At 27.5% G+C, this 12,151-nt stretch carries 12 protein-coding genes; 2 read left to right on the top strand and 10 right to left on the bottom strand.

The annotated features are described in order from the left end of the window. Positions 1–170 precede the first annotated feature (170 nt). Positions 171–590 carry a hypothetical protein gene (locus KGF52_RS18200; protein WP_227841157.1) on the top strand — a complete coding sequence of 140 codons (420 nt, stop codon included), beginning with the start codon at positions 171–173 and terminating at the stop codon, positions 588–590. A gap of 94 nt (positions 591–684) precedes the next feature. Here the strand turns inward: KGF52_RS18200 and nagB are convergent, their stop codons facing one another. The 3 genes from nagB to KGF52_RS18185 all read right to left on the bottom strand — a co-directional run bounded on the left by nagB (position 685) and on the right by KGF52_RS18185 (position 3,414). Beyond that, entirely contained in the window at positions 685–1,434 is a 750-nt protein-coding gene (nagB, locus tag KGF52_RS18195) for a glucosamine-6-phosphate deaminase (RefSeq protein WP_227841156.1), read from the bottom strand. A 102-nt stretch (positions 1,435–1,536) separates the two neighbouring features. After that, positions 1,537–2,670, bottom strand: coding sequence for an N-acetylglucosamine-6-phosphate deacetylase (gene nagA / locus KGF52_RS18190; RefSeq protein ID WP_227841155.1), 1,134 nt, complete (start codon positions 2,668–2,670; stop codon positions 1,537–1,539). A 9-nt stretch (positions 2,671–2,679) separates the two neighbouring features. Beyond that, positions 2,680–3,414: a GntR family transcriptional regulator gene (locus KGF52_RS18185; RefSeq protein WP_227841154.1), complete on the bottom strand. Its 735-nt coding sequence runs from the start codon at positions 3,412–3,414 to the stop codon at positions 2,680–2,682. 292 nt (positions 3,415–3,706) lie between these two features. Here KGF52_RS18185 and KGF52_RS18180 point away from each other — a divergent pair, with 292 nt between their 5' ends. Next, entirely contained in the window at positions 3,707–4,549 is an 843-nt protein-coding gene (locus tag KGF52_RS18180; protein ID WP_227841153.1) for a S1-like domain-containing RNA-binding protein, read from the top strand. Positions 4,550–4,636: 87 nt separating this feature from the next. On the opposite strand, the gene KGF52_RS18175 is transcribed toward KGF52_RS18180, so the two are convergent. The 7 genes from KGF52_RS18175 to KGF52_RS18145 form a co-directional block, all read right to left on the bottom strand. Beyond that, positions 4,637–6,970: an FtsX-like permease family protein gene (locus KGF52_RS18175; protein ID WP_227841152.1), complete on the bottom strand. Its 2,334-nt coding sequence runs from the start codon at positions 6,968–6,970 to the stop codon at positions 4,637–4,639. After that, positions 6,967–7,650 carry an ABC transporter ATP-binding protein gene (locus KGF52_RS18170; RefSeq protein WP_227841151.1) on the bottom strand — a complete coding sequence of 228 codons (684 nt, stop codon included), beginning with the start codon at positions 7,648–7,650 and terminating at the stop codon, positions 6,967–6,969. The genes KGF52_RS18175 and KGF52_RS18170 overlap by 4 nt, the downstream gene beginning before the upstream one ends. A 71-nt stretch (positions 7,651–7,721) precedes the next feature. Beyond that, positions 7,722–8,963 (bottom strand): sensor histidine kinase, encoded by a 1,242-nt coding sequence (locus tag KGF52_RS18165; protein ID WP_227841150.1) that lies wholly within the window; start codon positions 8,961–8,963, stop codon positions 7,722–7,724. Between the two features lie 10 nt (positions 8,964–8,973). After that, complete coding sequence (locus KGF52_RS18160) at positions 8,974–9,660, bottom strand: response regulator transcription factor (RefSeq protein ID WP_227841149.1); 687 nt, start codon at positions 9,658–9,660, stop codon at positions 8,974–8,976. A gap of 237 nt (positions 9,661–9,897) precedes the next feature. Then, on the bottom strand, positions 9,898–10,326 hold the full coding sequence (locus tag KGF52_RS18155) for a hypothetical protein (protein WP_227841148.1): 429 nt from the start codon (positions 10,324–10,326) through the stop codon (positions 9,898–9,900). A gap of 116 nt (positions 10,327–10,442) precedes the next feature. After that, positions 10,443–10,706, bottom strand: a complete 264-nt coding sequence (locus KGF52_RS18150; RefSeq protein ID WP_227841147.1) for a zinc ribbon domain-containing protein — start codon at positions 10,704–10,706, stop codon at positions 10,443–10,445. 181 nt (positions 10,707–10,887) lie between these two features. Continuing rightward, entirely contained in the window at positions 10,888–12,069 is a 1,182-nt protein-coding gene (locus KGF52_RS18145; RefSeq protein ID WP_227841146.1) for an NADP-dependent malic enzyme, read from the bottom strand. Positions 12,070–12,151: the final 82 nt, after the last annotated feature.

The raw sequence follows: 12,151 nt of genomic DNA, 5'->3' as shown, positions 1-12,151 counted from the left end.
ATAATTATACTAAATACTATAATTTATTGTTTTTTTAATAAATTTTTGCATATTAAAATCTGTTCATCTCACTACTTCAACTATTTTAGATATTTCTTGAATCAGTTCAATAAAATTTAAGTTATAGCAAAATCAAACTAGATAAAATTCTTTTGAAAGGGGAATTTAAAATGAAAAAGTCAATTAGATATTTTTTATTTTTGATTATTTTAGTTATTCTATATCTTTTAGTTGTAAAGCTGAATTTTGACTACTATGTACAAACTCGAACTGACTTTGCCTTCAACTTTAATAAGCTTATCTTTATTAATTTAATTTCATGTGCTCCCATTGGATTATTGCTGGGATTTGAATCATTTCTTAATGAATATAGAAAAAATGGCAGTTGGAGTATTGATGTACCAAGATTGATTATTCTTTGTTTACCATTTCTTTTACTATCAGCAATGCCTATATTAATCTTTAATTTTGGAATAGGAAGATTACCAATTGTAGGTAGCATTATTATAACTGATAACAAATTCTTAAGCATAACCATTTTTAATATATTATTTGGATATTTTTTAATAACAAGTTTTTACAAGAAATAGTATATATATTAAATAGTTTAAATAAAAATAGCTATCTTTAAATAATCAAAATTATTCAAAGATAGCTATTCTTTTAGAATTATCTTTCGTATTCTTATACTAGTTTGTAATCTTCTGGGTTTAACTTACTTGCTGCTGCTTCATCTACTATAACTATAGTATCTTTATGAAGTTGAAGTATAGAACCAGGAACTTCTGGAGTTATATCGCCATAAACAGTTTTATATACTGCATCAGCTTTTTCTTCTCCTGAAGCTAAAAGTAATATTTTTTTAGATTTTAGAATTGAACCAATTCCCATACTTACAGCTTTTTTAGGAACATCTTCTCTTGATTCAAAGAATCTTGCATTAGCTTCTATTGTAGACTCTGTTAATTCAACTACATGAGTTCTTTTTGCAAATTTATCATCAGGTTCATTAAAACCTATATGAGCATTACGGCCTATTCCAAGTACTTGTACATCTATACCTCCTGCTCTATCCATAGAAGCTTCGTAATTCATACATTCTTTTTCAATATCATCAGCCATTCCATTTGGTAAATGAGTATTTTCTGACTTAATGTTTACATGATTAAAAAGATTTTCTTTCATAAAATAATCATAACTTTGGTCATTAGATATTGGCAACTTGTAGTATTCATCTAAATTAAAGCTTATTACATCTGAAAAATCTACTATATTTTCATTATATTTCTTAACTAAATCTCTATACATACCTATTGGTGTACTTCCTGTAGCTAATCCTAGTATTGAATTTGGCTTTAAAACTATTTGAGCCGCTATCATTTCAGCTGCTTTTTTACTCATTCCATCATAATCTTTACATACTAATACTCTCATTTTGTTCCTCCTAAATTTTAGCTAATACTTTCACTGATATAAGTTTAATTTATTACTATTTTTAAATATCTTTTATTTTCTTTAAAGCTTATTTTTTACATGCTACATATTTTTGTATACTACTTCTCCTAAGCACAGAGTCATCTTGCAGTCTAAGTTGTCATCAAACACAGCTATATCTGCATCTTTACCTATATCTAGACTTCCTTTTTTATCATTTATGCCTAAAGATGTTGCTGGATTTAAAGATGCTAAATTAATTGCTTCATTTACTCTAAGGTTTGTATTATTTAGAAAGTTAAGTACCATTTTATTTAAAGACAATACACTACCAGCTAATGCACCATTTTCAAGTCTTGCTTCATTACCTTTAACTATAACTTTTTGACCTCCAAGAGCATAATTTCCATCTTCAAGTCCACCTGCTTCAATAGAATCTGTTATTAAAATCAATCTTTCTCTACCTTTGTTGTTCAATATAAATTGAAATAAATCTTTATTTATATGGATTGTATCTGCTATTAATTCACTATATACATCAGTTGTAAGTGCTGCACCGACAACTCCAGGGTCTCTATGGTTTAATCCAGTCATTGCATTAAACATATGAGTTATATTTGTTACACCTAAGTTTATAGCTTCCTTAGCTTGCTCATAACTTGCATTACTGTGACCAATAGATAAAACTATATTTGTACATCTTTTTATTTCTCTAGTAAAATCAAAATCTATATCCTTTTCTGGAGCATAAGTTATGACCTTTATGACATCTTTGTATTCTTTGATAAATTCATATTTTGAATTTATTATAAACTTTTCATTTTGTGCCCCTTTATAATTTTCATTTATAAAAGGTCCTTCTAAATGTGCTCCTAATACTTGAGCTCCTCCAGTTTTTCTACTTTTAGCTTTTTTAATAACTTCAAGTGCATCATAAACATGCTCTTTATCCATTGTCATTGTGGTTGGAAGAAAAGATGTTACACCATGTCTCATTATTGATTTTGAAATTGTCTCAATAGATTCATCAGTTGAATCCATTGTGTCTTTTCCCATATTTCCATGTATATGAATGTCAATAAGACCTGGAGATATATATTTACCATCAACATCTATAACTTCACAATCTTTTGGTATCTCATCAGCTATATCAATTATTTTTTCATCAAATACTAATATTTTATTTTCTAAAATTTGATTCTTTAATACTATTTTCCCATTAATTAAACATTTCACCTTATTCACCTACTCACTCAATACTATTTCATATTGATATTTATCTGTTCTAAATATCGATATGGTATACTCTATAGGATTACCTTCTTTATTATAAGAATTCCTATGAAGTTTAAGGGCTAAAGAACCTTCTTCTGTTTCAAGAAGCTTACTTTCTTCATCTGAAAGTATAATTGGCTCCATTACTTGCTCAGCTTTTTGTATCTTATAGCCATATTTTTCATTCAAAATTCTATATAATGAAGAATTATCTAATATTCCTTTTGTAAGACCTTTGCACATTTCTTCTGATAAATACACTATTTCTAATCCAAATGGCTCTCCATCTGTATATCTAAGTCTAATAATTTTATATATATTTGTTGTATTATCACTTATTCCAAGCTTTCTTTTTACTAAATCGTCTGGTAGTTCCATCTCAAAGGATAATATATCCGTTCTTATGTTTACTCCCTTTTCCTTCATTACATCAGTGAAACCTTTTACATTTGAGAACTGATACTTCTTTTTTTGCTTTGCGACGAATGTACCCTTTCCTTGTACCCTGTAAAGAAGACCTTCTGTAACTAAGCCAACAATAGTTTTATTCACTGTCATACGACTTACATTTTGTATATTACAAAGTTCTCTTTCTGGTATTATTGCATCACCTTCTTTAAGCTCACCTGTTTCTATCATCTCTCTTATTATGGCACTTAGTTGAGTATGCAATGGTATATTACTAGATTTATCTACTATTTTCATAAAATCACCACTTTTCAATATGGTATATACCAATTTTGGTATATACCAATTATACTTTAAAAGAAAATTTATTTCAATACTTTTAACTTATTTTGTAAAAATTTTAGGAAAATCTAAAGACAAAAAAGAAATTGGAGTTTATACTATATAAGAAGCTAAATAATTGAAAATACATGAATAATTACATTATTTATTATAAATTTCACTAATACTAATACATATACTGTGAAACACTACTACATAAGAGTAGTATGACTAAATTGTAAATATAAAATGAGAGGATGATTTTAATTTGATAAAAATAGGTGATTTTAATAAGCTTATAGTAAAGAGAAAAACAGAATTTGGATATTTCCTAGATGGACAAACTAATAACACAAAGGACGATGTGCTTCTTCACAATAGATTAATAGGAAAAAATGAAATAAATATAGGCGATGAAGTAAATGCTTTTATATTTAAAGATTCTGAGGATAGAACTGCTGCAACTTTAATACCTCCTTTAGCTAAAGTTGGAGATGTTGCATATCTAAAAGTAGTTGATAACACAGACATTGGTACTTTTATAGATATGGGGCTTACAAAAGACATACTAGTTCCTTTTAAAGCTAAGACTTATCCATTGTTTAGAGATGAAAAATATTTATTTTATATATATTTAGATAAAAGTGGAAGAATAGCTGCTACTACAGATATAGATTCATATTTAGAGACAGACCATACTTACAATGCAGGAGATGTGGTAAATGGAGTTGTGTATGGATTCCAAACCAACAACTCTGCTATGATATGTGTTGACAATAAATATGCTGGTGTAATCCTTCATAATGAATACTTTACAGAATTAAAAGCTGGAGATGTTCTTGAAAATTTACATGTTATAAAAATATATGATGATGGTAAATTAGGGCTTTCTCCTAGAGGAAACAGAAAAGATGAACTTGATACCTTAGAAAATAAAATTTTAAGCTATTTAGAAGGTTCAGATGGATATATGAAATTTAATGATAAATCTGACCCTAAAGATATTTCTATCTTATTTAATTCAAGTAAGAAAAATTTTAAACGTGCTCTTGGAGTACTTATGAAGAAAGACTTAATTTATCAAGATGAAGATGGAACTTATCTAAAGTAAATTATATAACACAAAAATCGAAGTAAAAATGAAAGATATTTTCTATTTCATATTTACTTCGATTTTTATTTAAGTTACTACCTATATTTATTGCGCATTTACTACATCTATTATGTCTAATTCACAAATCTTTTTAATTGGTTTTCTTACTGATAGTAAAGTTATTAGTATCATAGTCACCACAATGATAAACAGTAAATCAAAAGGTATTTTCCACTCTATATGAAATTTTAATGTTACTAAAGATACAAATATATACCTATGTAATATTAATCCAAGTACACTACCCAATAAACACCCACTTAAAGCATATGTACTTGATTCTACTATTACCATTTTTCTTAATTGCTTATTGGACATGCCTATTGCACGCATAATACCATAATAATTTATTCTACTTGTAACACTTATATTCATACTGTTTATGATATTAAACATACTTATAATCGCAATTATAAATACAAACCCATATACAAAAATTGCCATAGTGTAAAATGAATTTTTAGCTTCTAAGTTACCTTGTCGCTTATCTCGAACCTCTAAAGTATCATCTAACACACTTCTTATATTTTGAATTAAATTTCCAGGAGCATCTTCATCAACTTGAGTATCAATTATTATATAGTCTTTTATACCTGTTACATTTGTAAAAGTATTTTCAGATGTTATAATATTTCCAATATATTTGTCTTTAACATCAAATGGAATTGAAGAAAGTATACCTGCTACCTCTATCTCTTTCTTAGAATTTCCATTTTTAATATATATCTTATCTCCAATATTAAACCCATGACCTTCCTCTACCAATCCAAGATTTTCTGACTCTAATTTCTCTTCATTAATTTCCCCTTTTACTAGATACTTTTTAGCCCAGTTAAATTGATTCTTTTCATAAGAAATTAGCTGAGATTTTGCCCCTTTATTATTATATGTAGCCTCTATATCTGTCATCATTCTACTATATACTTTTTTTATTCCTTTGATATTACTTATTTCATTAATATCTTCTTTAGTAAGAACAGATTTAAAATCAGGGTCAACAATAGATATATGAGCAGCTTCTGGCTTTATAGGTTTAAGTGCTTGATACATAAAGTCTATAAATACACTAAAACCTAAAAATAACACAATACTAATAGCAAATGAAGAAGTCATAAGTATAAAAGATTTTTTTCTTGAAAAAGCATGATTTATTCCCATAGAAGTATCAATTTTAGAACTTCTTGCATTAGCAATTTTACTTGCTTTTTCATTAGTTAAAATTTCTTTGAACATTAGATTTCCACGTATAGCACTTAGTGGCGATACTCGAGAAGCTTTTTTTGATGGAACAACAGCTGATAATATTACTGTTAAAAATCCTACTATTATTCCAAACACAATACCTATAAAGCTAACCTTTAAAATTGGCATAGAGCCAAATAACTCTGTATTCACATATTTGAGAAATATAGAGGCTATAATGGTTACAATACTTCCTAATAACAACCCTATTGGAATAGCCTTTACACTTAGAATTAAACTTTCTAAAACAACAAATTTTTTGACTTGGAGTTTTGATGCTCCCAAGCAACGTAATAGTCCAAAAAATTTTATTCTCTCTATTACACCCATATTAAAACTATTGTATATCATGATAATACTTGCTATTAACACAAGTATAAAAAGTACTCCTGCTGTCAAGTAAAGTGGTTTAGAATAATCAGAGTCACCTTGACCTATAATAGAAAGTAATTTTTCATTTTTACCAACTTGTTTATCACTTAAGTCTAAGGTGTTTTTAATATCAGAGGTTGCTTTTCTAATATTAACTCTGTCTTTAAATGTAATATAATAATTATTATATGTTTCTGATTTTTCAATAGCTTGTATACCTAGTATTGAAAGCATCAATCCATGTTTATCTGAGGCTTTTAATCCTGCCATTGATGAATATACGCCTACTATCTTATAGTTTTTATCTCTCCCATCTGCCAACCTTACTTTTATAAAGTCTCCTACTTTTAAATTAAATTCCTTAACTGCATCTATATCTATTAAAGTTTCATTCTCTCCAACAGGATAACGCCCTTTTATTATTTCTAGACCTAATTGTTTTGCTAAATCTTCATCTAAGCCTTGTATCAAAATCTCCCTTGATTTAAATTCTCCATTTTTAGCAACTTGTCCTCTCCCATGGTGAGCTATATCTACTCTACCACTTATTTTTGATATAGCTTCTTCATTAAGATTTTTAAGTACTATGTGCCAATTTCCATCATCCTTAATAAATTGTACTTTTTGACATTGTATAGCCATATCTGCTAGTCCAAAAATAGCAGTAACTAAACATACTGCAATGACAATACATAAAATTGTAGTTTTATTTTTTTTCTTATGTACCTTTGCATACTGTGGTACTAGTTCTAAGTAGCTTCTCATTCTCTATTCACCCCCAGGTCTTTAAGCACTCCATCAGAAACCTGTAGTATCCTATCTGCTGTAGAAGCTATATTTGTATTATGAGTTATCATAATAATAGTTTGATTATATTTTTCTGCTGTCACTTTTAAAAGTGAAATTACATCACTACTATTTTTACTGTCAAGATTTCCCGTTGGCTCATCTGCCAATATAATTGATGGCTTTGTAATCAGTGCTCTTCCAATTGCAACCCTTTGTTGCTGACCACCAGATAATTGATTTGTAAGATGGTTTTTTCTATCTTTAAGACCTAAAATTGTCAATATTTCATCTAGATAAATAGTATCTGGTTTTTTGTAATCTAGTAGTAAAGGAAATACTATATTTTGTTCCACAGTTAATTCTGGTATAAGATTATATGATTGAAATATAAATCCTATATTACGACGTCGAAAAATAGTCTGTTTTTCTTCTTTCATTGAACATATTTCTTTACCATCAATAAAGATTTTTCCTGAAGTTGGAGTATCAAGACCTCCTAAAAGATTTAATAATGTACTCTTACCTGAGCCAGATTCTCCAACTACAGTCACAAATTCTCCCTTAGAAACTGTAAATGATACATCTTTTAACGCCTCTACTTTTGTGTATCCATTTCCATATGTTTTACATAAATTATTAACCACAAGAATATCCATTTGCTCTCTCACCTTTCTAATTGATTAATATCATAATAATTCATACACCTTACTGTAAGATGTATCCTATCTTACATATTAGTAAGCTTTGAAAAACTTATAGTAAATGTACATCCTTGTGAAAAGTTACTTTCTACAGTGATGGTTCCATTGTGTTGTTTTATGATAGCTTTGACTAGTGGCAACCCTAGTCCAAGACCTTGATTATTTTTTGAAAACTTACTCCTATAAAATCTTTTAAATATATGATGTATATCTTCAATATGAATTCCATTTCCAGTATCCCTTACTGAAATAATAGTTGTTATAGGTGTTTCAATCCACTCTATCATTATTTTATCGTTCTCTTTTGTATTATCTAATGCATTTTTTATAAGATTACTTAAAGCTTCTGACATCCATTCATAATCGCAAAATAAGTTTGTATTTTCTAGGCCTCTTATAGATATAATCTTTCCTTCTTTTTCCGCTCTAGTTTCAAAACTATATAAAATTTTAGTAATCATTTTTTTTATGTTAACACTATTTTTGTTAAGAATTATTGTCTTTGAATCTATCTTTGTAATCTTTAATAAATTTTGTATCAATGATTCTATACGCTCTAATTCATTTTGACTCTTCTGGACAAAACCTTCAATAACTTCACTATTATGAATCTCTTCTTGCAATATCTGATTATACATCATCAATGCTGTAAGTGGAGTTTTTAGTTGATGTGATATATCTGAAATTGTATTTTTAAGAAATTCTTTATTCTGTTTTTCTTTCAATATATGCGTGTTTAGAGATGTTGACATAGCATCTATTGAACCAAATAACTTTGATAAGCTACCTTCTTCATAAGTATTTAACCGTACATTTATATTTCCATTCATAAATGAATCAATTTTATAACTAGCTTCTTCTATCTTGTTTTGTTGCCTAAAAAAATACACATACAATATAAAAATAATCATAGTAAAGAACACAAATAAATACAGAAACATAGTTTTTATATATTTACTTTGAAACAATTTCACACTTGGCATAAAACTATTATCTGTATCAAAGTCATATCCAGCTGTATTTAAGATTTCTTTTCCTTTTAAAATATACTTATCTTCATTAGTAGTAAATACTGCTGGTATTTTTGATTTATCAACACCCATACTATATAAGTATCCAGCTATATTATAATCATGTTCTACCAGTTCCCTTTTATAATCCTTAGTTATATTTATAATTACTATTTGACCCACTACTATAAACATCAATAAAATGGATATAATCGCCAAAAAAAATATTTTTATGTCTTTATTAGAAAATATCTTCATATTAACACCCTCACTTTATAACATTCCATTTGTAACCCATTCTTCTAATTGTTAATAAAAATTTTGGATTTTCTGGATTATCTTCAATCTTATTTCTCAGCCTTCTTACATATACTGATAGAGTATTATCATCTACAAAACTACCATTCCCATCCCATAACTTGTCCAATATATTTTTTCTCGTAAGTACAATATTTTTATTTTTCATAAATAAGAACAATAATTTATATTCTGCTGTAGTAAGCTCCAGCTCAATTTCATTTTTAAAAACACGATTTTCAAGTAATTTAACAGTAATAGTATTTGATTTTAATTCAGTTACATTTTCATTTGTAAAATTATAACGTCTAAGTAAAGCTTTTATTCTTGAAATTAACTCATTTAATTTAAAAGGTTTTGTTATGTAATCATCTCCACCCATATCAAGCCCCATCACTACATTTACTTCTTCATCAGAAGCAGTTAAAAATATAATTGGCACATTAGAAACTTCTCTTACTTTTTTACAAATATCAAAACCATTACCATCAGGTAAGGATACATCCAAAAGCAGTAAATCATAATTTTTTTCTTTGTACATTTGCAATGCTTCTTCTACTGTTCTTGCTACATCAACACTAAATCCATTCTTTTGTATAGAAAATTCTAATCCATATATCAAACTTAAATCATCTTCAACCAACAATATACTACTCATCTCAATCACTTCCATTTTTTTATTTTTTACTTTTCATATATTATATACCTAACTTATTATATTTTTACTCTTTTAAAAATATAATACCTTGAAATCAATGATTTAAATATTTTAAAATTATTTTTATATGATTTTATATCATTAATTTAATACTTTGAAATCTTAATAATTAAAAAAGCTTAAAATACACTAAGTATTCTAAGCTTTATTTAATCATATTTTATATATTTGTGTTATTTATCTTTTTAAAATACTATTTTCAATACTGCCTTTATCAAACATTTCATTATCTTTACCATTACCTATAGAAATATCACTTATATTTCTAATATTTGTTGAATAGTTACCACTAAGTTCCATCTTATCGAAATTCATATGCCCTAGCTTTTGTATTACAAATCCCATTGATGCAAGTAAAATAGCAAATATTATATACTGACTAAAGTTACTCATATAATAATTTATAATGGTATATTCATTTCCTGTGACTGTTAATTGTTTTGTAGATAGCATAGTATATATATATTCAGTACAATTTATAAATACATATATGCCATAAATAGCCAACAAAATAGATAAGCAATACATTATAATTGAAACTTTTGATATTTTTTTAAATTGCTTCACTCCAAAACTTTTTTTCAACTTCTCAATAAAATTTTTCATTTTAACTCCTCCAATACATTATTTAATAAAATATAATAATATTAGTATATAGAGTTAATGTGTTTATAGTATTAAGTTTTAATGAATTTTATATGAGTTATTGAATTTGTATAAGCTTATTTCCAGCGCTTTAATGTTGGAAAGAAATTATTCATCATACTTCTTGCTTCATCTTCAGTCATACCTTTATTACTTTGAACCATAGGAGGTATACAGATTTCTATCATCTCTTCCATACTTATATCAGCAGTAAATTCACCCTCTTTAAAACAATAGCTACAGTAATCATCACTTTTACTTCCATCTTTATTTGTTCCATACAATTCATTAGTACATCCCATTGGCATACCACAACATTGACAAAATCTAGTTTCTTCCATTATAATCACTCCTTGTATATTTTTCTTTGGCTCCTAACCATATTTAAATTATAGCAATATTAATATGACATGATTATGTCATATTAAAAATAAAAAGACTAATAAAATTATATATTAAGATATAAATTCTATTAGTCTATATTTTATTTACTCACTTAAATTTTTAATTCTTAAATAAAAGTTATATTCTATTTACTTTAGTTTTTATTGCTGCTTCTTTAACTGCTTCAGCAACGTTTTTTACTACATTTTTATTAAATACATCTGGTAATATATATTCTGGACATATTTCTTCATCAGTTATTGTATTAGCAATTGCATATGCAGCTGCTATTTTCATTTCTTCATTTATTTCTTTAGCTTTCACATCAAGTGCCCCTCTAAATATTCCTGGGAATGCTAAAACATTATTAACTTGGTTAGGGAAATCTGAACGACCAGTTCCCATTATAAACGCACCACCTAATTTTGCTTCTTCTGGCATTATTTCTGGAGTAGGATTTGCCATTGCTAGTATTATTGGTTTTTCAGACATACTTTCAACCATTTCTTTTGTTACAGTTTTTGGACCTGAAACACCTATAAATACATCTTTACCTTTTATAACATCTTTCAAAGAACCTTTTTCATTTCTTATATTAGTTACATCTAACATTTCTTTTTGAACCAAATTTAATCTTTCCATGTTAGCTTCCAACGCACCACTTCTGTTGCATAGTACTATATTTTTAACATTCATTTTAAGTAATATTTTTGCTATTGCTATACCTGCAGCACCTGCTCCATTTATAACTATTTCTAAATCTTCTATTCTTTTGTTTTCAATTAACTTTATTGCATTTATTATTGCTGCTGCCACTACTATTGCAGTACCATGTTGGTCATCATGAAAAACAGGTATACTCAAAGATTTTTTTAATCTATCTTCTATTTCAAAACATCTTGGAGAAGATATATCCTCTAAATTTATTCCTCCAAATACTGGTTCCATTAATTCCACAGACTTAACTATTTCATCTACATCTTTAGTCTTTAAACATATTGGAAAAGCATCTACATTTCCAAATTGCTTAAATAATATAGATTTACCTTCCATAACAGGTATAGCTGCTTCAGCACCAATATTGCCTAATCCAAGTACAGCACTTCCATCACTAACTACTGCTACTAAATTACCTTTAGAAGTATATCTATAAACATCCTCTTGATTTTCATGTATTTTTAGACAAGGTTCTGCAACACCTGGTGTATATGCTGTTGATAAATCATCCTTAGTTTTAACTTCTACCTTACTTTCTACATTTATTTTCCCTTTATTAACTTCATGCATTTCTAATGCCAATTTTGCGTAATCCTTAGACATCAATCTTCCTGCTACTCAAAATATGGTCAAATATATCCATATCGAGATTTTTCCTTCTTCACTGAACCTCGCCTTGCCTAAG

The sequence above is a fragment of the Clostridioides sp. ZZV15-6597 genome, assembly GCF_020657815.1.
In the GTDB taxonomy this organism is placed as follows: Bacteria; Bacillota; Clostridia; order Peptostreptococcales; family Peptostreptococcaceae; genus Clostridioides.
This window is presented reverse-complemented; position numbering and strand designations above follow the sequence as displayed.

Excerpts from the sequence above, each read along its gene's own strand:
- KGF52_RS18200 (WP_227841157.1), top strand. The coding sequence starts at position 171 with ATGAAAAAGTCAATTAGATATTTTTTATTTTTGATTATTTTAGTTATT.
- nagB (WP_227841156.1), bottom strand. The coding sequence starts at position 1,434 with ATGAGAGTATTAGTATGTAAAGATTATGATGGAATGAGTAAAAAAGCA.
- KGF52_RS18185 (WP_227841154.1), bottom strand. The coding sequence starts at position 3,414 with ATGAAAATAGTAGATAAATCTAGTAATATACCATTGCATACTCAACTA.
- KGF52_RS18175 (WP_227841152.1), bottom strand. The coding sequence starts at position 6,970 with ATGAGAAGCTACTTAGAACTAGTACCACAGTATGCAAAGGTACATAAG.
- KGF52_RS18170 (WP_227841151.1), bottom strand. The coding sequence starts at position 7,650 with ATGGATATTCTTGTGGTTAATAATTTATGTAAAACATATGGAAATGGA.
- KGF52_RS18165 (WP_227841150.1), bottom strand. The coding sequence starts at position 8,963 with ATGAAGATATTTTCTAATAAAGACATAAAAATATTTTTTTTGGCGATT.
- KGF52_RS18160 (WP_227841149.1), bottom strand. The coding sequence starts at position 9,660 with ATGAGTAGTATATTGTTGGTTGAAGATGATTTAAGTTTGATATATGGA.
- KGF52_RS18155 (WP_227841148.1), bottom strand. The coding sequence starts at position 10,326 with ATGAAAAATTTTATTGAGAAGTTGAAAAAAAGTTTTGGAGTGAAGCAA.
- KGF52_RS18150 (WP_227841147.1), bottom strand. The coding sequence starts at position 10,706 with ATGGAAGAAACTAGATTTTGTCAATGTTGTGGTATGCCAATGGGATGT.
- KGF52_RS18145 (WP_227841146.1), bottom strand. The coding sequence starts at position 12,069 with ATGTCTAAGGATTACGCAAAATTGGCATTAGAAATGCATGAAGTTAAT.